The sequence below is a fragment of the Ideonella sp. P3_A4 genome (assembly GCF_056403075.1).
Genome location: NZ_JBFUGE010000012.1, coordinates 15,574 through 40,968, shown reverse-complemented (window position 1 = coordinate 40,968; position 25,395 = coordinate 15,574). Strand labels below are relative to the sequence as shown.

The window sequence follows — 25,395 nt, the reverse complement described above, 5'->3', positions numbered from 1 at the left end:
GTGCAGTCGGTGCTGGTGAAGGACCTCATGCAACGCGCCTTCGCCGGCTCGGCGCTGCAACTGGTCCAGCGCGCGCTGGATGTCGACAAACCCAGCCGCGACGAACTGGACGCGATCGCCCGCCTGATCGCCGACGCCAAGTCGAAGCGCGGCCGCGCCTGACGCGACTGAATGAAGGACTGACGACGATGAACACCTTCTGGTCGATGTTTGAATCGGCGCTGGCGCAATCGCTGCTCGGCGCCCTGTGGCAAGACGCCCTGCTGGCTGCCCTGGCCGCGCTGGTGCTGGCCGCGATGGCGCGGCGCAGCGCCAACGCCCGGCACGCGGTGGGCCTGCTGTTCCTGCTGGCGATGTTGGCGGCGCCGGCCTGGCAGCTGGTGCAGTGCCTGCAAACCCCCGTGATCGGCGAACTGCTGGACGGCGAGAGGGCCAGCGGCGCCGACGGAACACTGTGGTCCACCGCCAACCTGCTGCCGTGGGCCATGACCGGCGCCACGCCGGGGCAAGCACCGGCCTGGCTGGCCTGGGCCTGGTGCGGCGGCGTGGTGGTGATGCTGGTCCGCCTCGGGGGCGGTTGGTGGTGGCTGCGCACACTCGAGCGGCAACCCAGTCCGGCCTTGGTGCCGGTGCCCTGGCAGCGCCGCACCGAACGGCTGCGCCAAGCCTTGGGCATCAAGCGCCCGGTGTCGCTGCGGCTGCTGCCGGGCGCGGCACTGCCGTTCACCGCCCGGGCCTGGCGGCCGATCATCTGGCTGCCGCTGACGATGCTGACCAAGCTGGCACCCGAGCAGATCGAGGCCTTGATCGCCCACGAGCTGGCTCACATCCGCAGGCTGGACTGGGTCTGGAACGGGCTGCAATGCGCGATCGAATCGCTGCTGTTCTTCCACCCCGGCGTCTGGTGGCTGAGCCGCCAGGTGCGCATCGAGCGTGAGCATGCTTGCGACGACCTGGCTGCCGCGGCCTGCGGCGACGCGCTGGTGTTGGCCGAGGCGCTGGCCGCACTGGAGACCCTGCGTGGCAGCGTGCCGCGACTTGCCTTGGCCGCGGGCGGCGGCAGCTTGCAGCAGCGTGTCGTGCACCTGCTCGCCGCCGGCCACCCGGCCGGCCCGCGCTGGGGCGTAGCGGCCGGCCTGCTGACGCTGCTGTGCGCCGGCGGGGTGTGGGCGGCACAGGCGAGCAGTGCGGTGCCGGCTGTGCCAGCGCAGCCGGCTGCCACTGTCGCTACCGAGGACCCTTGGTGGACCCAGGTGGGTGACTCGATGCGCATCCGCATCGACGACCATGGCCATCTGCGCGACTACCACGCGTGGCTGAGCCCGAACGGTGAGCGGCACGAAACCTACCGCGTCGACGGCCGGCCCGCAGTCATCGACGCCGCCGTGCGCCAATGGGTGATCAAGCACCACGTCACACCGCCGCCATCGTCGCTGGTGCCCCCCGAGCCACCGCTGCCTGACGAACCGGGAGAGGACGACGGATCCGAAGCATCCAGCCAGTCGTGGTTGCCGCCGCTGCCGCCCCTCCCGCCGGCACCGCCGATGCCACCCAAGCCGCCTTCGATCACCAAATGGCCGGCCTACCAGACGCTGTTGCAGGCTGTGCAGCAAGACGCCGCTGCGGCCAAACTGCTCGGCACGCCGATCACGCTGAGCGACGACTGCGACCCTTGCAAGCTCGATGACCACAGCGCGCTGCTGACGCTGTCGGCCCGTGGCCCCGAAGGCCGTGCCACGCTGCAGGCCTACGTCCGGCTGGTCGGTGACCAGTGGCAGGTGCAGACGCTGGACGTGCGGCGCAGCCTGGCGCAACGGCTGGGCCTTTCCAACTGACCCCCTGAACCCCTGAGACCCCGGTGGGGGATCTCTTGACGCTGCCCGGCTACGGGCGGCGAAGGGAGAGCTTCGCCCGGATTTTCTTCCCACTACCCTTTCAATCACCCCAGGAGAAACAAGATGCCAATGCCCACCCCCCGTCTGGTCCGCCGCGCGATCGCGCTGGCCACCTTTGCCTTGTGTTCCGCCGCTGGCGCCCAGCCGGCCCCCAACGACTTCAAGCCCGACGCACCGCTGAGCGCTGCCCAGCGCAAGGCGATCGTCGACACGCTGGCGCAGAACCTGCGCACCCGCTACGTCTACCCCGAGCGCATCGAGCCGGTGGCCAAGCAGCTGCAGGCCCGCGCGGCCAAGGGCGAGTACAACAGTGCGCAGACCGTCGAGGCGATGGGCGAGGCGCTGAACAAAGACCTGCGAGAGATCGGCAAGGACCGCCACTTCCGCGTGGCGTTCGACCCCGAGGTCGAGCCCGCACCGGCCGGTGACCCGCCCAAGCCCACCCGTGAAGAAATCGACCGCGAACGCGCCCAGGCGGCCCGCATGGCTTACGGCATCACCCGCGTGCAGCGCCTGCCCGGCAACATCGGCTACCTCGACCTGCGCGGGTTCGGCCCGACCGAGTTCGTGGCGGCCGGCTATGACGCGGCGATGCTGCTGCTGGGTGGCACCGACGCGCTGGTGCTGGACCTGCGCAACAACGGCGGCGGCTCGCCGGCCAGCGTGACCTATCTGCTGAGCCACTTCTTCGCCGAAGGCGACGAGCGCCACCTGAACGACATCTACGACCGGCCGATGAACAGCACCCGCGAGTACTGGACGCTGCCGATCAGCGGCCCGCGCTACACCAAGCCGATCACCGTGCTGACCTCGAAGAACACCTTCTCGGGTGGCGAGGAGTGCGCCTACGACCTGCAGACGCAAAAGCGCGCCACGCTGTACGGCGAGACCACCGGTGGCGCCGCCAACCCGGGCGAGATGGTGGCGCTGGGCCACGGCCTCGCGGCCTTCGTGCCAACCGGTCGCGCCATCAACGCAGTGACGAAGAAGGACTGGGAGCAGGTCGGCGTCGTGCCCGAGGTCAAGTTGCCGGCGGCCGATGCCTTGAATGCAGCCTACCTCGCGCTGCTCGACCAGCGTGTGCACGAGGTCAAGGACCCGGAGGAACTCGACCAGCTCAAGGACGTGCTGACCCGGGCCCAGGCCGGCAAGATCGACCTGCCGGTCTACACTCCTCGGCGTTAGGTCGCGGCTGGCTCTTGCGCACCCGCCACGGCCGGCCGGGTGCGCAGCCACACGAGCATCRGCGCCAGTAGGCCCAGTGGCAGCAGTGCGCCCAGGTTCATCCCCTGCCAGCCGCCGGTGGTGACCAGCGCGCCCGAGCTGAACGAAGTCAGCGTCATCGTGCCCAGCACCCAGCGGTCCATCAGCGCCTGCGCGCGCACGCGGTGGCTCGCCGGGTAGCTCTGGGTGTAGAGCGTGGTGCCGCCGATGTAGAGGAAGTTCCAGCCCACGCCCAGCACCAGCAGCGCGGCGGTGAAGTGCATCAGGTCGACACCGTGCAGCGCCAGCGCAATGCATGCTGCGTTGAGCAGCACGCCGGCGGCCAGCACTGGCAGCACGCCAACGCGGCGGATCAGAGGGCCGGTGAAGAAGCTCGGCACATACATGCCCAGCACATGCCACTCCAGCACCCAGGCCACGGCCGAGAACGGGTGCGAGCAGACGGCCATCGCAATCGGCGTCGCGGCCATCAGCAGGTTCATCACGCCGTAGCCGAGTGCCGACGCGGCAATGGCGACGATGAACGCCGGCTGGCGCGCCACGCCAACCGGCAAGCGGCCCGCAGCACCGCTGGGCGCATGGGGCAACGCAGGAAACGGGATGCGCGCCAACGCCACCATGGCCAAGGCGGCCACGACCACCAACGCGGCATAGGCGCCGGCGAAAGGCGCAGCCAGCGCATCACGCGTGGCCTGTGCCAGCTGCGGCCCGATCACGCCGCCGAGGATGCCCCCGGCCAGCACCCACGAGATCGCCCGCTCGCGACCCTCGGGGCCGACCAGCTCGGCCGCTGCGAAGCGGTACAACGCTGCGTTGGCGTTGTAGTAGCCGGCCAGCACCGTGGCGGCGATCAGCAGCCAGAAGCTGCCGATCAGCGCCGCCAATGCGCACAGACCGGCCGAGACCATCGCCACTGCCAGCCCCATCTGGAACGCCCGCTTGCGGCCGTAGCGCTGCTGGTGCCGCGCGACCAGCCCGGTGCACAGCGCACCGCCCAGCACGTAGGCGGTCAGTGGCAATGTCGCCATCCAGCCCTGCGGTGCCAGCGCCAGACCGACCAGGCCGTTGATCGCCATGAAGGTGACGTTGTTGGTCAGGAACAGGCCCTGGCACAGCGTCAACCAGGCCAGCGGCGCGTTGAACCGGCGAGTGCTTGCGTCGCTCATGCGGTCAACGCCCCGAGCAACACCAGCGCCGCCAGCGGTGCAGTGTCGGCGCGCAGCACGCGCGGGCCCAGCGTGACGGGCGTGAAGCCGCGCTGGCGGGCGAGTGCTTCCTCCGCGTCGTCCAACCCGCCTTCGGGGCCGCTCAGCATCAACCAGTCGGTGGCCGTGGACGAGGCCGCCAGGCCGGCCAGCGGCACCGTGTCGTCAGCCAGGCTCAACACATGGCGGGCGGCGCCCGTGTCCAGCCGGCCCAACCAGTCGGCCAGGCTGCGCACCGGTGCTACCTGCGGCACCTGCGTGCGCCCGCTTTGCTCGGCTGCGGCCACGGCCACGGCTTGCCAATGCGCCTGCCGACGCTCGGCGCGCTCGCCGGCCAGCTTCAGCACCGAGCGCGAGCATTGCAGCGGCTGGATCGCCGCCACGCCGAGCTCGGTGGCCTTCTCGACCAGCGCGTCCATGCGCTCATTGGCTGGCATGCCCAGCGCCAACGTGACCCGCCGTGGCAATTCGCGCGACGCAGGCTGCGGCACGCCGATGCGCACGGCCACCTGCTGGCGACCACTCATCTGCAGCACCTCGGCGGCCCATTCGCCACCTTGGCCGTTGAACAGCGTCAACGGCGCGCCGGGTTGCAGGCGCAGCACCTGCACATGGCGGGCGACGTCGGTCGGCAGGTCGATGTCTTCACCCTCGCGCAGCGGGGCATCCAGATACAAACGTGGGGGCATCATGCGAGTGTGCCGCATTCACAATCGGCCCCAAGGAGGCACCTGACGATGGACCCGATCGCGAAAGCAACCGAGCTGCTGCAAGCGGCCGATGAATGCCATGACGACCACCCGAGCGCTGCCGCCGTGCTGCTGCGCCAGATCGATGCCGACGCCTTGAACCCCGGGCAGCGGCCGCGCTACGCCTTCTTGCTCAACCACGTGCTGGCGGAAAAGCTGGGCCAACCGGCCGAGGCCTGGCAACGTCAGCAAGCCGTGTTGACCGCGTGCGGCAGCGAGGCGCCGTTGCCGGTGCTGCGCCAGGCCGGCGCCGCCGCGCGCATGGCCGGCGACGCCGCGGCAGAAGCCAACCTTGGCCAGCGCCTGGCCGACGCCGCCGGTGTCAGCCCAGCGCAGGCGGCCGAGCTGCTGGTGTTGGCCGCGGCCAGCTTCCAAGTGCCGCTGCTCGCGGCCGAGGCCGCCGGCAGCGCCGCGCTGGCCGCACTGGCGCCCTTGCACGCCCTGGTGTGGCAACAGGCCAATGGCCTGGACGCGACAGCGGCCGTGCTGACCAACAACCTCGCCTCCGACCTGGCCGAGCGGCCGGTTGCCGAGTTGGCAGCCCAGCCGTTGCGCCAGGCACTGGCCGAGGCGGCAGAGCTGTCGCAGGGCTTCTGGCACCGCGCCGGGCAGTGGGTGAATCACGAGCGTGCCCACTACCTGCGGGCCTTCACCGCCAACGCCCTGGGTGATGCCGCGACGGCCGAAATGCAAGCCCGCGCCGGCCTGGTGCTGCTGACCAATTTCGACAAGGCCGATCAGGAGCGGGTAGACCAAGCCTTTCTGCGCTCGGAGCTGGCCCATGCGCTGGCCCGCTTGGGCCGCGCGGCCGACGCCCAGGTCGAGCGCAGCCAGGCGGACGCCCTGATCGAAGCGCTGGACGATGCGGAAATCACGGCGTGGTACCGCCGCCGCGTCGTACGGCAACAGGCGCTGGACGCTGGCGCCTGAATGACGAAAGCCCGGCAGCTGGAGGGCGGCCGGGCGATCAGAAGGTGATGCGCGGGAGCGCGTCCCGGCCTGGAAAACTCAGGCCTTGACGGCGCCGATCGCGTAGGTGAGTTCGCCGACCGCGGCCATGCCGTGCTCGGTGCGCAGCTGCTCGGCGAACTTCAGCGCGAAGGCACGCAACTCGTCCGGCCCGGAGCACTTTTCGACCTCGAGCACAAAGCGGTAGCCGCGCATCAGGCCCAGCTTCGCCTTGCCGACCGAGGTCAGCGCGTCGTACAGCGCGGTGTAGCCGGCGCCGCGGATGACCTGTTGGGTGCGCGCCCAGTCGGCGTCGTTGCCGGCGGCCGGGGCCGCCGCAGGCGCCTTGGCCGCCACCCCGCCTTCGCGAATGTCGACCGGGATGTCGACAGTCGTCGTCTTGACGACGGCCTTGACCACTGCCGGCGCGGCCGCCATGTTGGCTTCGGTGATCAGTCCTTCGGAGCGCAGCAGCCCCACGTCGTCGGGCGTGACGCCGTGCACCTGCACCAGCCAGTCCTCGATGGTGCGTGAATCGTTGATGACCAGCAGCAGGTTGCGCACCGGTCTGCTGAGCTTGAGCGCGCGGGCCTGAATCTCGGCCTGGCCGGCGGYGGTCCTGATGTAACGAGACGACATGCTCGAATCCCAAGAAAGGGTCCCAAACGCGGCTTCATCGCCGCCGGCCAGCCCACACAAGGCCATACCCGCGGCGTTTAAGCCACCCGGTCAAGCCACCCCCGTGAACGGGCCGGAGATGGCCCCCGGCACTGCAGTGCAGCCCCGGGCGCCTGCCGCTATGCAGCGGTCAGGCGTTCATTTTTTGTCGCGCAGCTCTCTGCGCAACACCTTTCCCACCGGTGTCTTCGGCAGTTCCGTCCGGAACTCAATGATCTTCGGCCGTTTGTAACCGGTGAGGTTAGCTTCGCACCAGCCGCGCACGTCGGCATCGGTGATCCCCGGGTCTTTTTTCACGATCACGACCTTCACCGCTTCGCCGGCCTTTTCGTCCGGGATGCCGACGGCGGCGCATTCCAGCACGCCGGGCATCTGGGTGATGACGTCTTCGACCTCGTTCGGGTAGACGTTGAAGCCCGACACGAGAATCATGTCCTTCTTGCGGTCGACGATCTTGAAGTAGCCACGTTCGTCGACCACGCCGATGTCGCCAGTGCGGAAGAAACCGTCGGCGGTCATCACCTTGGCGGTTTCGTCGGGCCGCTGCCAGTAGCCGGCCATGACCTGCGGGCCGCGGATCGCGATCTCGCCCGGCTGGCCCAGCGGCACCTCGTTGCCGTCGTCGTCCAGCAGCGTCAGCTCGGTGCTGGGGATCGGCAGGCCGATGGTGCCCGAATAGGCGGTCGTGTCGACCGGGTTGCAGGTCGCCGACGGGCTGGTTTCCGACAAACCGTAGCCTTCGCAGATCGGGCAGCCGGTCTTCTCGAGCCACAGCCGCGCGGTGGCCTGCTGCACTGCCATGCCGCCGCCGACCGAGATCTTCAGGTGGCTCCAGTCGACGGTGTCGAAATCGGCGTGGTTGGCCAGCGCGTTGAACAGCGTGTTGACCGCCGGGAAGCTGTGGAAGCGCTCACGCGACAGGTCCTTCAGCACCGCGGGAATGTCGCGCGGGTTGGCGATCAGGATGTTGCAGCCGCCCATGCGCAGGCTGAGCATCATGTTCGTGTTGAAGCCGAAGATGTGGTACAGCGGCAGCGCGCAGATGGTGACGATCTGCTCGCCCTGCGGGATCTTCGTCAGCGCCGGCTGGTACCAGGCTTCGGACTGCAGCACGTTGGCCACCAGGTTGCGGTGCAACAGCACCGCGCCCTTGCTGACGCCGGTGGTGCCGCCGGTGTACTGCAGCACGGCGATGTCGTCCGGCCCGACCTTGGGTGCCGTGAACGGCTTGCCGCGGCCGCGCGCCACGGCGTCGTTGAAGCGCACGGCATTGGGCAGCGAGAACGCCGGCACCATCTTCTTCACCTTGCGCACCACGTGGTTGACGATGGTGCCCTTGAGCAGGCCCAGCAGGTCGCCCATTGCGGCCAGCACGACCTGCTTGGTCGGCACCGCATCGGCCACTTGCTGCAGCGTGGCGGCAAAGTTCTCCAGGATCACGATCGCCTTGGCGCCCGAGTCCTTCAGCTGGTGCTCCAGCTCACGCGGCGTGTACAACGGGTTGACGTTGACCACCACCAGGCCGGCGCGCAGGATGCCCGCGACCACCACCGGGTACTGCGGCACGTTGGGCAGCATGATCGCCACGCGGTCACCGCGCGCCAGGCCCAGGCTCTGCAGGTAAGCAGCGAAGGCGCGTGACAAGTCGTCGATCAGCTCGAAGCTGAAGGTCTTGCCCATGAAACGGTAGGCCGGCAGCTTGGCATGCTTGCGAAAGCTCTCGTCGAGCAACGCGACCAGCGAGGCATAGACATCGGTCTTGACCTCGGCCGGGACGCCCGCGGGGTACTGCTTCAGCCAGGATTTTTCCATCCGTCACTACTTTCTTTGTCGACCCGCGATTCTGACTGCCACCGTCGGTGGGCCCCATCAGGGGATTCGATAGCGACATCTGGGGGTTAGCCCCTAGACATCGGAAGGCGGTGTGCTAACGCTTGGCTAATGGTGGCCTAGCAGACTGCGGTCGCGCCTCGACCCATGCACGGGCTTCGAAGCGCAAGACCCCACTGTCTCGACCTGGAGGAACACCACCATGACAACCCACCTGACGCTTTCGGCGACCCACTCGGCTTCATGCCGCCCAGGCACCCGCATCGCCGCCGTCGGCGCGCTGTGGCTGCTGGCTGCGGCCGCACCCGCCCAGACCATCGGCCACTACGAGGGCACCACCTCGCAAGGCCAGTTCATCTCGATCGAAGTCGTCGACGACGGCGCCGGCGGCAACGCCTTTGGCGGCGGCCTCGTGTTCTGGGAAGCCGACTGCACCAAGAGCGGCCCGGGCCGCGGCGTCGGCTGGGGCCTCGGCACCAACGTCCCCTTCAGCGGCAACAAGTTCGCGACCGAGTTCCGCCTCAACACGCTGTACGAGAAGTGGAAGATGACGTTCTCGGGCTCGTCAGTCAGCGGCACCTTCCTCGGCCGCACACCCGAATTCACTGACCCCGCCACCTCGACCAAGAGCGTGCAACTGTGCGACTCGAGCCTGCTGAGCTTCAGCGCCACCCTGACCCCGCCGCTGGCCGGCCACGCCCCGCTGACGCCCGGCCAAGTCCTGAAGCTGAAGTGAAACAGCTGCGGCGGGGCTTCAGCCCTCGCCGCCTTCAAGTGGTGTGCGCGGATGCGGCTCCGCCGGTCCGCTGCGCGGTCTTGCAGACCGCGGCGGGCCAGTGGCCCGCCCCTTCGCCAGGCACGAAAGGCCCACTGGACCTTTCGTGCCTGGGCTCAGCCCCCTCGGGGGAGAAGCCAACTATTCGACGGCTTTGACCATGTCCTCAACGACCTTCTTCGCATCGCCGAAGACCATCATCGTCTTGTCCATGTAGAACAGTTCGTTGTCCAGGCCCGCGTAACCGGCGGCCATCGAGCGCTTGTTGACGATCACCGTCTTGGCCTTGTAGGCCTCGAGGATCGGCATGCCGTAGATTGGGCTGCCCTTGGTCAGCGCGGCCGGGTTCACCACGTCGTTGGCGCCCAGGATGATCGCGACGTCGGCCTGGCCGAACTCGCCGTTGATGTCTTCCATCTCGAACACCTGGTCGTAAGGCACCTCGGCCTCGGCCAGCAGCACGTTCATGTGGCCCGGCATGCGGCCAGCCACCGGGTGGATCGCGTACTTGACCGTGATGCCCTTGTGCGTAAGCTTCTCGGCCAGTTCCTTCACCGCGTGCTGGGCGCGCGCCACCGCCAGGCCGTAACCCGGCACGATGACCACGGTTTCGGCGTTGCCAAGGATGAACGCCGCATCGTCGGCCGAGCCGCTCTTGACGCTGCGCTGCTGCTGGTCGCCAGTGGCCGCTGCCGCATCACCGCCGAAGCCGCCCAGGATCACGTTGAAGAACGAGCGGTTCATCGCCTTGCACATGATGTACGAGAGGATGGCGCCCGACGAGCCGACCAGCGAACCGGCGATGATCAGCATCGAGTTGTTGAGCGAGAAGCCGATGCCCGCTGCCGCCCAGCCCGAGTAGCTGTTCAGCATCGACACCACCACCGGCATGTCGGCGCCGCCGATCGGGATGATCAGCAGCACGCCGAGCGCGAAGCCCAGCGCGGTGATCAGGCCGAAGTCCATCGCGCTTTGCGAATGCCAGAAGCCAAAGCAGAAGAAGGCCGCGGCCAGACCGAGCGCCGCGTTGATCTTGTGCTGGCCGGCGAAGACCACCGGCTTGCCCTGGAACAGGCGGAACTTGTAGGTGCCGCTCAACTTGCCAAACGCGATGACCGAGCCCGAGAAGGTGATGGCGCCGATGAAGACACCCAACGCCAGCTCGATGCGGTTGCCGCCCGGAATCGGCTCGCCCTTGGCGACGATGTTGAAGGCCCAGGGCTCGGCCACCGCAGCGATCGCGATGAACACCGCCGCCAGGCCGATCATGCTGTGGAAGAAGGCCACCAGCTCGGGCATCTTGGTCATCTCGACGGTCTTGGCGCGCCAGGCGCCGTAGCCGCCACCGACCACCAGCCCCAGCAGCACCCAGGCCATGCCGACGCCGATGCCGCCACCCAGCTTCACGATCAGCGCCGCGGTGGTCAGCATCGCGATCGCCATACCGGTCATGCCGAAGACATTGCCGCGGATCGACGTGGTCGGGTGCGAAAGGCCCTTCAAGGCCTGGATGAAGCAGACGCTGGCGATCAAGTACAGCAGCGTGACGAGGTTCATGCTCATGCCTTCTTCCCCTCGATGGCCTTGACCGGCGTCTTCTTCTTGAACATCTCCAGCATTCGCCGCGTGACGAGGAAGCCGCCGAAGATGTTGACCGAGGCCAGCGCGACCGCCAGCACGCCCATGCTCTTGCCCAGCGTGGTTTCGGTCAGCGCGGCGGCGAGCATCGCGCCGACGATGACGATCGCCGAGATCGCGTTGGTCACCGCCATCAGCGGGGTGTGCAGCGCGGGCGTCACGGTCCAGACCACGTGGTAGCCGACGTAGATCGCCAGCACGAAGATGATCAGGTTGATGAGGGTCGGTGAAACAGTTTCCATGGCAGCTCTTGCTCTTCGTCAGGGGTCGAGGCGGGCAATGCGCACTTCGGGGGGCGCGGCGGAAATGAAAGTGATCGGCGGGAAGTCCATCCGGCCACGGATGGAGTAGACACAGTCACGTACACGCTGCAAGAGCTGCAGCGCGAAGGCCGCGTGGCGGTCATCCACGCTGGACGGCAGCGTGTCAGCGGCAGAAGCCGTCAACGGCCCCGGCGTGCCGGCGAAATCGACATCGGCCAGCACCTCGACCAACATCAGCGCGCCCATGCGGCTGCCGACTTCGGCCGAGGCCATCACCATCTCGTCGGGCGCATGCAGACCGCGCGCACGGGCCGCCTGGCCCCAGGCGGTCTCGTCGCTGAACATGTCTTCGGCCGGGAACGGTGCACTGGCGTACGCGCACTCCATGTCTTCCGGGTTGCCGCCGGACGGGCGTGTGGCCCACAGGCCCGCGTCGGTCGGCTTGCAATCGCTCGACCACTGCACGATGCCGCCCGCACCGCCAGCCGTGGCGGTGATGGTCACCAGCGCATGCAGCCGGCTGCCCTGCACCAAGGCCAAGGTCAGCACCTCGGCCGGGATCGAACGCTGGTCGTTGACCTTGACCGCGTCGACCTGGTTGCGCGACAGGCTGACCCATTCGCCGGCCGGCAGCCGCACCGTGGCGCGTGCCACGTCGACCACCGTGTCGGCAGGCGCGGCCAGCGCGCCCGATGCCACCATCGCGCCCAGCCAGGCAGCGATCAATCGCTTCATGCGCGCAGCACCTGGGCGTCGCGCGTCATCAAGCAGGCGACGACGATGTCGTCATCCATCGGCACCTGGAAGCYGCCKTCCTTSGKSAKSACSAGYTTCAGGAAGTCGAGCACGTTGCGGGCGTACAGCGCGCTCGCATCSGCCRCSACSAGCGCCGGCAGGTTGGTCTCGCCGACGATCGTSACGCCRTGCTTGAYSACCGTSYKGCCGGCCTCGGTCAGCGGGCAGTTGCCACCGGCCTCACCGTTCGGCCCGGTCGGGCCCTTGCCCGCGGCGATGTCGATGATCACCGAGCCCGGCTTCATCGACTTGACCATCTCTTCGGTCACCAGCACCGGTGCGGCGCGGCCCGGGATCAGTGCGGTCGAGATCACGATGTCGGCCGCGGCGACGCGCTTGGCCACTTCGACCTTCTGCCGCTCGAGCCAGCTTGGCGGCATTGGCCGTGCGTAGCCGCCCACACCTTCGGCGGCTTCCTTCTCTTCAGCCGTCTCGTAGGGCACGTCGATGAACTTGCCGCCGAGCGACTCGACCTGCTCCTTCACCGAAGGCCKCACATCGGACGCTTCGATCACTGCGCCCAGGCGCTTGGCAGTCGCGATGGCCTGCAGGCCCGCGACGCCGACACCCAGGATCACGACGCGCGCGGCCTTCACGGTGCCCGCCGCCGTCATCAGCATCGGGAAGAACTTCTGGTACTTGTCGGCCGCGATGATCACCGCCTTGTAGCCGGCGATGTTGGCCTGGCTGCTCAGCACGTCCATGCTTTGCGCGCGGGTCGTGCGCGGCGCGGCTTCGAGCGCGAAGCTGGTCAACCCGGCCGCAGCCAACTGCGCGAGGCCGTCCTTGTCGAACGGGTTCAGCATGCCCACGAGCGCGGCGCCTGGCTTCATCAGCGCCAGCTCGTCGGCCGACGGACGCTGCACCTTCAGCACCAGCTCGGCTGCAAACGCAGCAGCGCGGTCGACGATCTGCGCACCCGCGGCCTCATAGGCCGCATCGGTGACGCTGGCGGCGACACCGGCACCCGACTGGACCTTCACGGTATGGCCTTGGGCCACGTACTTCTTCGCCGTCTCGGGGGTGACGGCGACGCGGGACTCGCCCGCCGCCGTCTCGAGCGGAACGCCGATCAGCATGGAACTCTCCTCTTGACCCGGGAAGCGGCCCGTCATGGCAGGCCACGTGACTTGTCCGGCGGCGAGCTTACCAGCCGAAGCCGACATGATGGCTTGGGGACAGGCTCTAAGATCGTCGCATGGGAGACAACCACGTCCGCTGGAAGCCCAGCGTCACCGTCGCCGCCGTCGTCTCGCAAGGCGGCCGCTACCTGCTGGTCGAAGAGATGACCGCCGAAGGCCTGAAGCTGAACAACCCGGCCGGCCACCTGGACCCGGGCGAATCGCTGCTCGACGCGGTCGTGCGCGAGGTGCTGGAAGAAACGGCCCGCCCCTTCCGCCCCGAGGCGCTGATCGGCACCTACCTCGCGCGCTTTCGCCACGTGCGCAGCGGCGAAGACATCAGCTACCTGCGTTTTGCGATCTGCGGCGAAGTCGGCGAGGCGATTGCCGGCCGGGCCCTCGACGCGCCGGTGCAACGCACGCTGTGGCTGACACCGGACGAGCTGCGCGCCTGCCCCGAACGCCACCGCAGCCCGCTGGTGATGCAGTGCATCGAGCACCATCTGGCCGGTGTGCGGGCACCGCTGTCACTGCTGCACGCCGACCCCAGCCTTTACGGTCGAGTGGCGAGACCTTAGATCTCGGGCAGGCGACGGCCCATCATCAAACTGGCTGGGGCCTCCCTCTCAGAGGGAGGTCGGGTGGGAGTTCAGTGCTCGCTGGAGCCCCCGCTATGAGGGGGCTTGGGGGAGATCAACGTTTCAGCCGAAGGCCGGGAGTCTGTGCGGCTTCTGCCGCACAGACTCCCAGGCCAAGGCCTTCGACGGACAATCCGGCAGTTGTCAAGCTCAGGTGTGAAGGTGAATCAGCAAAAGCAGCGCGTGGTCGTGGGCCTGTCGGGTGGGGTCGACTCGGCCGTCAGCGCCTGGCTGTTGAAGCAGCAAGGCCACGAGGTCGTCGGCATCTTCATGAAGAACTGGGAAGACGACGACACCGACGAGTACTGCTCGTCGCGGCAGGACTTTCTCGACGCCGCCTCGGTAGCCGACGTGATCGGCATCGAGATCGAGCACGTCAACTTCGCGGCCGASTACAAGGACCGCGTGTTCGCCGARTTCCTGCGCGARTACCAGGCCGGCCGCACGCCGAACCCCGAYGTGCTGTGCAACGCCGAGATCAAGTTCAAGGCCTTTCTCGACCATGCGATGCGGCTGGGCGCCGGGAAGATTGCCACCGGTCACTACGCGCGCGTCCGCGAACACGCCGACGGCCGTGTCGAACTGCTGAAGGGCCTGGACCCGCTGAAGGACCAGAGCTACTTCCTGCACCGGCTGACGCAATCGCAGCTGGCCAAGACGCTGTTCCCGGTCGGTGAGCTGCCGAAGACCGAGGTGCGGCGCCTCGCCGCCGAGATCGGCCTGCCGAACGCGAAGAAGAAGGACTCGACAGGCATCTGCTTCATCGGCGAGCGGCCGTTCCGCGAGTTCCTGAACCGCTACCTCAGCCACGCGCCGGGCCCGATCAAGGACGACCGCGGCCGCAAGCTCGGTGAGCACGTGGGCCTGAGCTTTTACACGCTGGGCCAGCGCCAGGGTTTGGGCATCGGCGGCGTGAAGGACAAGAAGGCCGCGCGCGGTGGCGGTGAACACGAGCCCTGGTACGTGGCCCGCAAAGACCTGGCGACGAACACGCTGATCGTCGTACAAGGCCACGAGCACCCATGGCTGCAGTACCGCTCGCTGCAGGCCGATGACCTGAGCTGGGTCGCTGGCGCGGCCCCGGCGCCGGGCGCGCTGGCGGCCAAGACGCGCTACCGCCAGGCCGATGCGCCTTGCACCGTGGCCGAGGCCTCGGCCAGCAAATTGCAGCTGGACTTTGCGGCCGATGCGCTGCAGTGGGCCGTCACGCCTGGCCAGTCCGCGGTGCTGTATGACGGCGAGGTGTGCCTCGGCGGCGGCGTGATCAGTGCAGCCACGCTGGCCGCCGCCTGACGCTGCCGATCAGAGCCCCACGAGTGCCAACAGCTCGGGGCCGGTGACAGCGCCGGCATGCTGGCCGACTTCGCCGGTCTTGCCGTTGCGGTAGACGATCAGCGGCACGCTGTCCGAGTTGAGCTGCTTGAACATCGAGGTGTTGGCCCTGACCTTCGCGACGACCTCGTCGTCGAGCGAGGTCGCCGCAGTGATGCCGTTGCCATGGTTGGCCACGCTGGCCTCGTTCTCGTTCATCGCGGCGATCGGATCGGCGGCGGACAGGATGGTGGCGCCCTGCGGCAGCGACTGCGGGCGCAAGAAGGCCACTGGGATCCAGACCACCTTCAGTTGCCCGGCCACCGTCTGCGCGTTCTGCCACAGGTGCGCGCAGTGCGGGCAGGTGGTGTCGAAGAACACATAGACCGTGTGCGACGACATGATCGGGCCGGTGCTGAAGCCATTGCCTGTCGCCGCCAGCACGTAGGCGTCTTGCGCGGTACTGACCGCCGCAGCAGCAGGGCTCTCGGTGCCGCCGGCTGCAGCGGGCACAGTGGTGGGCGCGCCGGCTGAAGCGGGAGAAGACGTCGCCGATGGGGCCGTCGTGTCGGCCTGCTTCTGGCAGGCACTCAACCCGATCAGCGAAGCCAGCGCGGTCAGGGCAAAAAGGCGTCGTTGCATGGCAAGTGGACTGGTGGGGGTGAAGGGTGTCGGTGTGTCTTGGCATGAACCTTGGCAGGCTCATGTCCCTGAAGCAACAGACGCCAGTCGGGCCGGATTGGTTCCATGGCCTTCAGGGGTTGAACACCGGCATCGCGCTCGAGGCCGCCTGCGCGGGGGCCGGCGCAGGCACCGCCGACGCCGCCGCCGGCGGCTCCTCGGCCTCGAACCCGATGCGTTCGACCGCACCACCTTCGGCCCATTCGCTGTAGACCCACTCGCCGTCGCGCTGCGTCACACCCTCGGGCGCCGGGTCGGCCACCACCGGCACGCGGGCCAGCGCCACGCGCATGTAGTCCAGCCAGATCGGCAGCGCCAGGCCGCCGCCGGACTCGCGGCTGCCCAGGCTCTTCGGCTCGTCGTAGCCGACCCAGGCGATGCCGACCACGCCCGGCTGGAAGCCAGCGAACCAGGCGTCGACAGCGTCGTTCGTCGTGCCTGTCTTGCCGTAGATGTCGTCGCGCGGCAAGGCGGCGTGAGCTCGCGCCGCAGTGCCGCTGGTCACCACCTCGTGCAACAGGCGGCGGGTGACAAAGAGGTTGCGCGCCGGCAGCACGCGGCTGTCTTCTTCCAGCGCCGGCGCGGACGGAGCTTCGTAGACCAACTTGCCATCGGCGTCGGTGATGCGATCGATGACCTGTGGCGTGACATGCCAGCCGCCGTTGGCCAGCATCGCGTAGGCCCCGGCCAGCTGCAGCGGTGTCGTGCTGCCGGCACCCAGCGCCAGCGTCAGGTTGTCGGGCTGCTTGTCGGGGTCGAGCCCGAAGTTCGCAGCCCAGGCGCGCGTGGTGTCGACGCCGATGTGCTGCAGCACGCGGATGCTGACAGCGTTCTTCGAGCGGGCCAGCGCTTGGCGCAGTGTCAGCGGGCCGTCGAACTTGCCATCGGAGTTCTGCGGCCGCCAGCCCGTCGGGCCGGTGCCGTCGGGCAGCGCCAGTTCGGCGTCGTTGATCACGGTGGCCGGCATCACGCCATGCTCCAGCGCGGCCGAATATAGAAAGGGCTTGAAGCTTGAGCCGGGCTGGCGCCAGGCCTGCGTCACGTGGTTGAACGGCTGGCGCGCGAAATCGAAGCCACCGACCAGCGCGCGGACGCGGCCATTGGTGGGCTCCATCGCGACGAATGCCGCTTCGGCCGCCGGCCACTGCGCAATCGCCCAGCCCGTCTTCTCGCGCTCCTGCACCCGCACGATCGCACCGCGCTTGATCGCCAGCGAAGCCTTGGCCTTTGGCGACAACGCCGGCAGCGCCCAGCGCAGACCTTCACCGCCGAGCTTGATCCGCTCGCCACTGACCAGCTGCAACTGCAGTTCTTTCGGCGCCGCGTGCAACACGATGGCCACGCGCAGCTCTTCGTCGTCGCGGTGGTCTTTCAGCGCCTGAGCGGCCGCACGTTCCTCGTCGGCACCGCCGTCCTCATCGGGCAGGTCTTCGTTGTCCTCGGGCCCGCGCCAGGCCTGGCGGCGTTCGTGCTCCAACAGACTGCGTCGCACGCCGGCCCAGGCAGCCTGCTGCTCGGCGGCGACCAGCGAGGTCACGACCTTGTAGCCACGCGTGTAGGCCTGCTCGCCGAAGCGCTCGACCACCGCACGGCGCGCCATCTCGGCCACATGCTCAGCGTGCACTTCCACCGTCACCTGCGAACGAATCTGCAGCTTTTCGTCGCGCGCGGCTTTCCACTCGTCCTCGGTGATCTGGCCCAGGTCGCGCATGCGGCCCAGCACCTGGCGCTGGCGATTCTGGGCGGCGCTGAAATTGGTGATGGGGTTGGCGCCGTTCGGGTTCTGCGGCAGGCCCGCCAGCATCGCCACCTCGGCAATCGACAAGGCATCGAGCGGCTTGCCGAAGTAGGTGCGCGACGCCGCGCCAAAACCATAGGCCCGGTGGCCGAGGTAGATCTGGTTCAGGTACAGCTCGAGGATGTCGTCCTTGCTGAGCTGGCGCTCGATGCGCGTCGCCAGAAGCGCCTCCTTGAACTTGCGCTCGAAGGTGCGGCGCTGCGACAGAAAGAAGTTGCGCGCCACCTGCTGCGTGATGGTCGAGGCGCCTTCGCGCCGACCCCGCAGGTTGGCCACCGCGGCTCGCGCGACGCCGCGCCAGTCGATGCCGCTGTGGTCGCGAAATCGGGTGTCCTCGATCGCGACCACGGCGTCTTGCATTCGCTTCGGAATCTGCGCAATCGGCAGGTAGATCCGTCGCTCGGCCCCGAACTGCGCGATCTCGACGCCGTCGCGCGTCAACACAGTCAAGGGTTGGCGCGGCTGGTAGTCGGTGACCCGGTCCAGCGCCGGCAGGCTGGGCAGCACCAGCGCAATCGCCACACCCAATATCAACGCGGCGCCGGTCAGCGTGCCGCCACCGAGCAGGGCCCAGGCCCGCCAGTTGCGGCCACCGCGCCAATCGGCCCACTCTGGCCAGCGAAACGCGCCGCGCTGYTGGCGCCAGGAAGCTGGCGTRCACCGCCGGCGGAAATAAGGTTGGGGCATCGTGCGGGTGATTATCAACAGCCGCAACGGCAGCCGCGCCGGCCGGCGGCGGCTGGTCCTTTCTGGCCTGCCTCGCCCAGGCTTGCGCTTAGCATGCGCGCAGCGCACCACGCGCTGTTGCAAGAAAAGGCCGCCGCATGCCCGCCTGGTTGATCGCGCTGAACCGCCATGTCCCGATCCGCTACCTGGTGCTGCTGGGCTGCACTCTGATGCTGTTGCTCGGTGCCTTCGCCTGGGTCGGCTTCGGCCAATGGAAGGCCGCCGCGCTGATCGGCGGGCTGGGTGTGGTGATCGGTCTGCGCGATCTGCGGCAAACACCACGGGCCGTGCTGCGCAACTACCCCGTGATTGGGCACTTGCGTTACCTGCTCGAGTTCGTGCGGCCCGAGATCCGCCAGTACTTCATCGAGAGCGACAACGAAGCCGCGCCGTTCTCGCGCCAGCAACGCAGCCTGGTTTACCAGCGTGCCAAGGGTGACTCCGACAAACGCCCGTTCGGCACCCAGTTGGACGTGCACAAGGAAGGCTACGAGTGGATCAACCATTCGCTGCAGCCAACCACGCTGCCCGGCCATGATTTCCGCGTCACGATCGGCGAAGGCCGAGTCCAGCCCTACAGCGCGAGCGTGTTCAACATCTCGGCGATGAGCTTCGGCGCCCTGAGCGCCAACGCAATCATGTCGCTGAACGCCGGCGCAAAGAAGGGCGGCTTCATGCACGACACCGGCGAGGGCTCGATCAGCCGCTACCACCGCGAGCATGGCGGCGACCTGGTGTGGGAGATCGGCTCGGGCTACTTCGGCTGCCGCAACGACGACGGCTCATTCAGCGAAGAACGCTTCGCGGCCAATGCCACGGCACCGCAGGTCAAGCTGATCGAGCTGAAGCTGTCGCAAGGCGCCAAGCCTGGCCACGGCGGTGTGCTGCCCGGGCCGAAGGTGACGGCCGAGATCGCGGCCGCACGCGGCGTGGCCGAGGGCGTCGACTGCATCTCACCGTCGTCGCACAGTGCGTTCTCGACGCCGATCGGCATGCTGCAGTTCATCGACAAGCTGCGCACGCTGTCAGGCGGCAAGCCGACCGGCTTCAAGCTGTGCATCGGCCACCCGTGGGAATGGTTCGCGCTGGCCAAGGCGATGGTCGAGACAGGCATCACGCCGGACTTCATCGTCGTCGACGGCGCCGAAGGCGGCACCGGCGCGGCACCGCTGGAGTTCACCGACCATGTCGGTGCGCCGATGCAGGAAGGCCTGCTGCTGGTCCACAACACGCTGGTGGGGCTGAACCTGCGCGACAAGGTCAAGATCGGCGCCGCCGGCCGCATCGTCAGCGCCTTCGACATCGCCCGCGCAATGGCGCTCGGTGCCGACTGGTGCAACTCGGCCCGCGGCTTCATGTTCGCACTCGGCTGCATCCAGGCCCAGAGCTGCCACACCGGCGAATGCCCGACCGGCGTGACGACGCAAGACCCGATCCGCCAGCGCGCCCTGGTCGTGCGCGGCAAGACCGACCGCGTCTGGCGTTTTCACCAGAACACGATGCACGCGCTGCAAGAGCTGGTGCAGGCTGCCGGCCTGACCCACCCGCGCGACATCAGCGCCAACCACATCGTTCGCCGCATCGCTGGCGATCAGGTGCGGCTGCTGGCCCATCACCTGAGCTTTTTGAAGCCGGGAGAGTTGCTCGCCGCTGAACGCGGCGAGGTGGCTTGGCCGCATGCGGTGTTTGGGATCTATTGGCCGATGGCGCGTGCCGGCGCGTTCACGCCGGCGACCGCTTAAGCACGTTCAGGAAGGACTGACGGTGTCGGCGTCGTCTTGCCCCGCACCGGCCAGCAGTGCCACATCCCGCACGTTTTTCTGCACCGCCACCGCCGCGAACAGGCTCATCAAGAAGCCCATCGCGTAGAAGCCTTTTTCGCTGGCGCTCAGCGTCGCGTTCCACAGGCCGATGGCCAGCAGCGCAACGGACAAGCCCAGCGAGAACCAGCACAGCCCAAAGTAGATGCCGGTCACCGGGATGCCTTCGAGGCGATCGCGCACCGACTTCTGCAGCGACACGGCCGAGAACAGGCCGTACATCAGCAAGGTGAAGTAGTAGCCCTTCTCGTTGAGCGCCATGTTGGCGTTCCACAAGCCGAAGAGGTAGGTCGCCGCGCCGACGAACAACGCGGCCCATGAGGCGCCGATGAAGGCGCCGGTCGGGCGCTGAATGGTGGGGGTGCGCATTCGCATTGTCTGTCTCCTTCTTGAGGCCAGGCCACCTCACGGGGGCCACGAACGCCGATGTTGCGCTGAAGGCCCCAGGCCGATCACATGAATACGTCGTGCAGGCCGGTGTCAATCAAGCCGGGTGTCGAATGGTGGTACAGCGCCCATCCTGCCAAGGCGGGTGCCACCTGGTCGCCAGTCCAGGTGCCGTCGGCAAACACAAAATCTTCGACCTGGTACTTGGAGCCGAGGTACCAGTCCTTGAACACCAGCTTGTCATGCGTCCCGATGATGCGGGCTTCAAGGTTGTCACCCACATGCACGAACTTCACTTCCCCATGGGTCAGCTCGCCGAAATCGGCCACGTCTCGCACGCCAGCGGTGGCGTCCTTCTCGACCACGGTGTCCTTGCCGTCGCCCTTGGCGAACAGGTAGGTGTCACCACCTTTGCCACCTTCCAGACGATCGCTGCCCAGGCCGCCATCAAGGATGTCGTTGCCGTCCAGGCCCAGCAGGGTGTTGGCACTGTCACTTCCGGTCAACGTGTTGGCCAGCGAATTGCCTGTGCCTTTGACAGCAGTGGTGCCGGTCAACTGCAGGTTTTCGACGTTGGTCGCCAGCACCCAGTTCAGTCCCGTGACCACCGTGTCGACCCCATTTCCCAGCAACTCGGCCGTCAGGTCCAGCGCATCGTCGACGAAGAAAATGTCGTCGCCGGCATTGCCTTGCATGTTGTCTGCACCAGATCCACCGTCTAGCTTGTCGTTGCCGTCGCCACCGATCAAGGTGTCAACGCCGGCATAGCCATTCAAGGTGTTGTCCAGTTGGTTGCCGGTGAGCTGATTCGCCAATCCATTGCCGTTCCCCACCAGCGCCGCCGAGCCCTCGAGCAGGGTCAGGTTCTCGAAGTTGTCGCGCAGGGTGTACTCGGTGACCGGTGTGTACTTCACCGGTCCGTAGATCACCGTATCGACACCGGCCCCGGCGGCCTCGTTGACCAATGCATCGGAGTCATCGAGGTAGTAGGCATCGTCGCCTAGGCCGCCCACCAGCGTGTCCTTGCCGATGTAGCCGACCAAGGTGTCGTTGCCGTCACCGCCCGTCAACGAATCATCGCCAACACCGCCATGCAGCCCGTCATGGCCCTGCCCGCCATCGAGCTTGTCATTGCCGACATAGCCAGCAATCAAGTCGTCACCGGCGGTTCCGACCAATGTGTTGGCGCTGTTGGTGCCGTTGATAAGCCAATTGCGCACATCCTGGTTTTCGCCGCTGCTGAAGGCCACGGTGCCGACGGAGATGACCGCATCCGGGCCACGCTTCACGCTGCCAGCATCGGCAAAGTAATCGACCAGATCCACGCCATCGCCCGCACCGAGACCCAGCTGGAGGGTGTTGCCTGCCAGCGTGAGGTGCACATCGGCAACGGCAATGCCCGAGCCCAGATGCAGCGTTGCGCGGTCGGCCGACGTGGCTTCACCGTCCACATTGCTAAAGCCGCTGTAGCCGTCATGGCCATCGCCCCGATCGAATCGAACCTCGGTGTACAGGCTGCCTTGAAGCTTGTCGTTGCCAGTTCCGCCTCGCAGGCTGGCGTGAGCAGCCGATGTGCCGCCCGACGCGGCCGAGAGTTCGTCGTCCCCATCGCCGCCCATCAGCACCGAACGCTCGGTCCCGATCAGGCGGTCACTTCCCGCGCCACCATCGAGCGACGCAGCATCGGCAGACAGGAAGTCGTTGCCGCTCCCTCCCTGCAAGTTGGATCCACCGTACAAGGTGTCGTTGCCGCCGCCGCCTAGCAAGGTCGCACCGTCCACACCCTGCAGGTTGTCGTTGCCATTGCCGCCGTCCAAACGGACGGCCTCGCCGCTCAAATCGTCGTCACCGTCTCCACCCAGCAAGGTGTCTGTGCCATTGCCGATCAGGGTGTCGTTGCCGGCAAAGCCCAGCAGGGTCTCTGCTGCGAAGCCGAAGCCAATGAGCAGATCGTCCCCCGAGGTTCCTTGGCCGATCTTGGCGCAGATGGCTGTCAGGTCCCACGTCGTGCCGTCATCGAAGCTGATAGCGCTCAACGGATTGCCGTTGGCAAACGGGTTGTCGCCGCGGGAAAAGTCTTCGATCAAAACCGAATCGCCTGTCGAGGCCAGCGTGATGCGCAGGTCGACGTATTCGGACTGCGGGTTGCCGCCATCGTCGGTGTAGGTGCGCCAGACACGGGTGAAGACCAAGTCCGACGGCGTCACGCCGGGCTTGAATTTCAGCATGTTGTATTCGGGCTCGAACGTCGTGCCACGCGTGATCGTGTCGTGCCCGTCGCCATGCCCGAACAGGTAAGTGTCGTCATCGAATCCACCGGCACCTTCGATCGTGTCGTTGCCGGCGCGACCGTCGATCAGGTCGTTGCCCGCTCCGCCCCAAAGCCTGTCGTCGCCATCGGTGCCGATCAACGTGTCATCACCGTTGCTCAGCGGTGCTTGTGAAGCAACCGTCGGCCTGGCCAAGAAGTCATCGGACGACAAAGAGGACTCCAGGTCGGACAAATACCTTTTCATGGCTGCTCCCCCATTTGGCAACGGCGTGGCATCGCGCGCCACTGTCCTGTGTTAATTGCCAGCCCAGTCTACGCGAGCAACCGTCCTCGCCACAGCCCCACCAGAGGGATGCCCACACTATGTTCAGCGTCGACGCGTTGCCAAGCGCGAGGGCCTATCCGACGGGCTAGGCGGCTGCTCATGCCAGCGCGCTGCGCCCATGAAGCGGCAGAAGCATCAAGCCGCCGGCGGCACCGTATCGACGAAGCTCGGCCGGGCGGCCAGCTTGTCGTAGAGCTTGTGCAGGTTGGCGTGCTCGGCGCGCCAGTCGATGGCGGGGTAGCGGAAGTCGAGGTAGCCCAGCGCGCAGCCGACGGCGATGTCGGCCAGCGTGAAGTGGATGCCGGTGCAGTGCGGCTTGTCGGCCAGGCCGCGGCTCATGGCCTTCAGTGCGGCGTCGACGCGCATCATCTGGCGATCGGCCCAGGCTTGGCTGCGTTGGGCTTCGGTGCGGCCGGTCCAGTGCATCTCGAGCCGGGCCAGGATGCTGGCGTCGAGCAGGCCGTCGGCCAGCGCTTCCCAGGTGCGCACTTCGACGCGTTCGCGGCCGCTGGCGGGGATCAGCTTGCCGACCGGCGACAGGGTGTCGACGTATTCGACGATGACACGCGAGTCGAAGACAGCCTCGCCGCCCTCCATCACTAGGCAAGGCACCTTGCCGAGCGGGTTGGCCGCGAGGATGGTCTCGCTGGCCCAGACGTCTTCCAGCGCGAACTGGTAGTCGAGCTTCTTTTCGGCCAGCACGATGCGGACCTTGCGCACATAGGGGCTGGTGTAAGAGCCGATCAGTTTCATGAGCTGTGTGGACTTCCCTTGGTCAACGATTCTATCGAAGCACCCCCTGCGCCATGGGGCTTCGTCGGCCGGGGCGCCCCCCTAAAATGACGGACTGCTTCGATTGCGGCRCCCCCCATGTGCGCCGCGCCACAAAGATTCAAAGGACTTGCCGGAGATAGATATGGCCATGCCGAACCCTCTCTCGACCCTGATGGCCCTGTCTCCGCTCGATGGCCGCTACGCATCCAAAGTGGCGCCGCTGCGCCCGCTGCTGTCCGAATTCGGGCTGATGCACCGTCGCGTGCAGGTGGAAGTGGAATGGTTCATCGCCTTGTCAGATGCGGGCCTGGAAGGTTTCGCGCCTTTTTCTGAAGCGGCGCGTGGCCTGTTGCGAGGCCTGGTGGTGCGTTTCTCGGAAGCCGACGCAGCGGCCATCAAGGACATCGAAAAGACCACCAACCACGATGTGAAGGCGGTCGAATACTGGCTGAAATCGCGGCTGGAAAACCAGGCCGAGTTGAAGGCTGCGTCCGAATTCGTGCATTTCGCCTGCACCAGCGAAGACATCAACAACACCAGCCACGCACTGATGCTCAAGGCTGCCCGCACCGACGTGGTGCTGCCGGCCCTCGACAAGATCGTCACCAAGCTGACCGAGATGGCGAAAGCCTTTGCCGCGGTGCCGATGCTGTCGCGCACGCATGGGCAAACGGCCAGCCCAACCACGGTCGGCAAGGAGATCGCCAACGTGGTGGCGCGACTGCAGACGGCCCGCGCCCGCATCGCCGACGTGAAATTGCTGGCCAAGATGAACGGCGCGGTGGGCAACTACAACGCGCACTTGGTCGCTTACCCGACCAAGGACTGGGAAGCCTTCTCGCGCCAAGTCGTCGAGCAGCGTCTGGGCCTGGTCTTCAACCCGTACACGATCCAGATCGAGCCGCACGACTACATGGCCGAGCTGTTCGATGCGGTCACGCGCACCAACACCATCCTGATCGACTGGTCGCGCGATGTCTGGGGCTACATCTCGCTCGGCTTCTTCAAGCAGCGCCTGAAAGAAGGCGAGGTCGGTTCTTCGGCGATGCCGCACAAGGTCAACCCGATCGACTTCGAGAACGCCGAAGGCAACTTCGGCCTGGCCAACGCGCTGCTGACGCACCTGTCGCAAAAGCTGCCGATCAGCCGCTGGCAGCGTGACCTGACCGACTCGACCGTGCTGCGCAACATGGGTGTGGCACTGGGCTACGCCGTGCTGGGCTACGACTCGCTGTCGCGCGGGCTGGACAAGCTGGAGCTGAACACCGAGGCACTGGCCGCTGACCTGGACGGTGCCTGGGAAGTGCTGGCTGAGGCGATCCAGACGGTGATGCGCCGCCATGGCGTGCCGCAGCCTTACGAACAGTTGAAGGCCTTCACCCGTGGCAAGCCGATGACGCGCGAGCTGATGCAAGGCTTCATCAACGACCCGGCGTTGAAATTGCCGGCCGAAGAGAAAGCCCGCCTGCTGGCCATGACGCCGGCTGACTACACCGGCCTGGCCGCCACGCTGGCGCAGCGCATCGGCTAAGCCATCGGCAC

21 protein-coding genes are annotated in these 25,395 nt (G+C 67.2%); 8 read left to right on the top strand and 13 right to left on the bottom strand.

The features are described 5' to 3' along the window. Nucleotides 1-188 precede the first annotated feature (188 nt). Complete coding sequence (locus tag AC1DYI_RS03400; protein ID WP_477202660.1) at nt 189-1,835, top strand: M56 family metallopeptidase; 1,647 nt, start codon at nt 189-191, stop codon at nt 1,833-1,835. A 123-nt stretch (nt 1,836-1,958) separates the two neighbouring features. Then, nucleotides 1,959-3,080 (top strand): S41 family peptidase, encoded by a 1,122-nt coding sequence (locus AC1DYI_RS03395; RefSeq protein ID WP_477202659.1) that lies wholly within the window; start codon nt 1,959-1,961, stop codon nt 3,078-3,080. Here AC1DYI_RS03395 and AC1DYI_RS03390 read toward each other — a convergent pair. Together AC1DYI_RS03390 and AC1DYI_RS03385 are read right to left on the bottom strand one after the other, a co-directional pair. After that, nucleotides 3,077-4,285, bottom strand: a complete 1,209-nt coding sequence (locus tag AC1DYI_RS03390) for an MFS transporter (protein ID WP_477202658.1) — start codon at nt 4,283-4,285, stop codon at nt 3,077-3,079. The genes AC1DYI_RS03395 and AC1DYI_RS03390 overlap by 4 nt on opposite strands. Continuing rightward, nucleotides 4,282-5,016 (bottom strand): 16S rRNA (uracil(1498)-N(3))-methyltransferase, encoded by a 735-nt coding sequence (locus tag AC1DYI_RS03385; protein WP_477202657.1) that lies wholly within the window; start codon nt 5,014-5,016, stop codon nt 4,282-4,284. The genes AC1DYI_RS03390 and AC1DYI_RS03385 overlap by 4 nt, the downstream gene beginning before the upstream one ends. 45 nt (nt 5,017-5,061) lie before the next feature. Here AC1DYI_RS03385 and AC1DYI_RS03380 point away from each other — a divergent pair, with 45 nt between their 5' ends. After that, the gene (locus AC1DYI_RS03380; protein WP_477202656.1) at nt 5,062-6,003 is read left to right on the top strand and encodes a hypothetical protein; all 942 of its coding nucleotides are present in this window, start codon (nt 5,062-5,064) and stop codon (nt 6,001-6,003) included. Nucleotides 6,004-6,081: 78 nt separating this feature from the next. On the opposite strand, the gene AC1DYI_RS03375 is transcribed toward AC1DYI_RS03380, so the two are convergent. Together AC1DYI_RS03375 and AC1DYI_RS03370 are read right to left on the bottom strand one after the other, a co-directional pair. Further along, nucleotides 6,082-6,660 carry a hypothetical protein gene (locus tag AC1DYI_RS03375; protein WP_477202655.1) on the bottom strand — a complete coding sequence of 193 codons (579 nt, stop codon included), beginning with the start codon at nt 6,658-6,660 and terminating at the stop codon, nt 6,082-6,084. Between the two features lie 177 nt (nt 6,661-6,837). Continuing rightward, nucleotides 6,838-8,511: a long-chain-fatty-acid--CoA ligase gene (locus AC1DYI_RS03370; protein WP_477202654.1), complete on the bottom strand. Its 1,674-nt coding sequence runs from the start codon at nt 8,509-8,511 to the stop codon at nt 6,838-6,840. A gap of 220 nt (nt 8,512-8,731) precedes the next feature. Here AC1DYI_RS03370 and AC1DYI_RS03365 point away from each other — a divergent pair, with 220 nt between their 5' ends. Then, a complete protein-coding gene (locus tag AC1DYI_RS03365) occupies nt 8,732-9,265 on the top strand; it encodes a hypothetical protein (RefSeq protein ID WP_477202653.1) in 534 nt (177 codons plus the stop codon). 180 nt (nt 9,266-9,445) lie between these two features. Here the strand turns inward: AC1DYI_RS03365 and AC1DYI_RS03360 are convergent, their stop codons facing one another. The 4 genes from AC1DYI_RS03360 to AC1DYI_RS03345 are packed head-to-tail and all read right to left on the bottom strand — an operon-like array spanning nt 9,446 to nt 13,079. After that, nucleotides 9,446-10,867 carry an NAD(P)(+) transhydrogenase (Re/Si-specific) subunit beta gene (locus AC1DYI_RS03360; protein WP_477202652.1) on the bottom strand — a complete coding sequence of 474 codons (1,422 nt, stop codon included), beginning with the start codon at nt 10,865-10,867 and terminating at the stop codon, nt 9,446-9,448. Continuing rightward, a complete protein-coding gene (locus AC1DYI_RS03355) occupies nt 10,864-11,184 on the bottom strand; it encodes an NAD(P) transhydrogenase subunit alpha part 2 (RefSeq protein ID WP_477202651.1) in 321 nt (106 codons plus the stop codon). Before AC1DYI_RS03355 ends, AC1DYI_RS03360 begins: the two co-directional genes overlap by 4 nt. Before the next feature lie 18 nt (nt 11,185-11,202). Continuing rightward, on the bottom strand, nt 11,203-11,940 hold the full coding sequence (locus AC1DYI_RS03350) for a hypothetical protein (protein ID WP_477202650.1): 738 nt from the start codon (nt 11,938-11,940) through the stop codon (nt 11,203-11,205). Then, entirely contained in the window at nt 11,937-13,079 is a 1,143-nt protein-coding gene (locus AC1DYI_RS03345) for a Re/Si-specific NAD(P)(+) transhydrogenase subunit alpha (RefSeq protein WP_477202649.1), read from the bottom strand. The genes AC1DYI_RS03350 and AC1DYI_RS03345 overlap by 4 nt, the downstream gene beginning before the upstream one ends. A gap of 119 nt (nt 13,080-13,198) precedes the next feature. Between AC1DYI_RS03345 and AC1DYI_RS03340 the strand changes: the two genes are divergently transcribed. Both AC1DYI_RS03340 and mnmA read left to right on the top strand, forming a co-directional pair. Beyond that, the gene (locus AC1DYI_RS03340; protein WP_477202648.1) at nt 13,199-13,699 is read left to right on the top strand and encodes an NUDIX hydrolase; all 501 of its coding nucleotides are present in this window, start codon (nt 13,199-13,201) and stop codon (nt 13,697-13,699) included. Nucleotides 13,700-13,921: 222 nt separating this feature from the next. Further along, a complete protein-coding gene (mnmA, locus tag AC1DYI_RS03335; protein ID WP_477202647.1) occupies nt 13,922-15,052 on the top strand; it encodes a tRNA 2-thiouridine(34) synthase MnmA in 1,131 nt (376 codons plus the stop codon). Between the two features lie 9 nt (nt 15,053-15,061). Here mnmA and AC1DYI_RS03330 read toward each other — a convergent pair whose 3' ends face one another. Together AC1DYI_RS03330 and AC1DYI_RS03325 are read right to left on the bottom strand one after the other, a co-directional pair. Then, nucleotides 15,062-15,712 (bottom strand): thioredoxin fold domain-containing protein, encoded by a 651-nt coding sequence (locus tag AC1DYI_RS03330; protein WP_477202646.1) that lies wholly within the window; start codon nt 15,710-15,712, stop codon nt 15,062-15,064. A gap of 112 nt (nt 15,713-15,824) precedes the next feature. Next, entirely contained in the window at nt 15,825-18,236 is a 2,412-nt protein-coding gene (locus AC1DYI_RS03325) for a penicillin-binding protein 1A (RefSeq protein WP_477202645.1), read from the bottom strand. A 137-nt stretch (nt 18,237-18,373) separates the two neighbouring features. On the opposite strand from AC1DYI_RS03325, the gene AC1DYI_RS03320 reads away from it, so the two are divergent. Then, the gene (locus AC1DYI_RS03320; protein WP_477202644.1) at nt 18,374-20,017 is read left to right on the top strand and encodes an FMN-binding glutamate synthase family protein; all 1,644 of its coding nucleotides are present in this window, start codon (nt 18,374-18,376) and stop codon (nt 20,015-20,017) included. A 6-nt stretch (nt 20,018-20,023) separates the two neighbouring features. Here the strand turns inward: AC1DYI_RS03320 and yiaA are convergent, their stop codons facing one another. The 3 genes from yiaA to AC1DYI_RS03305 all read right to left on the bottom strand — a co-directional run bounded on the left by yiaA (nt 20,024) and on the right by AC1DYI_RS03305 (nt 23,832). Beyond that, nucleotides 20,024-20,464, bottom strand: a complete 441-nt coding sequence (yiaA, locus tag AC1DYI_RS03315; protein ID WP_477202662.1) for an inner membrane protein YiaA — start codon at nt 20,462-20,464, stop codon at nt 20,024-20,026. A gap of 83 nt (nt 20,465-20,547) precedes the next feature. After that, nucleotides 20,548-23,040: a calcium-binding protein gene (locus AC1DYI_RS03310; protein WP_477202643.1), complete on the bottom strand. Its 2,493-nt coding sequence runs from the start codon at nt 23,038-23,040 to the stop codon at nt 20,548-20,550. A gap of 174 nt (nt 23,041-23,214) precedes the next feature. Next, the gene (locus AC1DYI_RS03305; RefSeq protein ID WP_477202642.1) at nt 23,215-23,832 is read right to left on the bottom strand and encodes a glutathione S-transferase N-terminal domain-containing protein; all 618 of its coding nucleotides are present in this window, start codon (nt 23,830-23,832) and stop codon (nt 23,215-23,217) included. 169 nt (nt 23,833-24,001) lie between these two features. Between AC1DYI_RS03305 and purB the strand changes: the two genes are divergently transcribed. After that, nucleotides 24,002-25,384, top strand: coding sequence for an adenylosuccinate lyase (gene purB / locus AC1DYI_RS03300; RefSeq protein WP_477202641.1), 1,383 nt, complete (start codon nt 24,002-24,004; stop codon nt 25,382-25,384). Nucleotides 25,385-25,395: the final 11 nt, after the last annotated feature.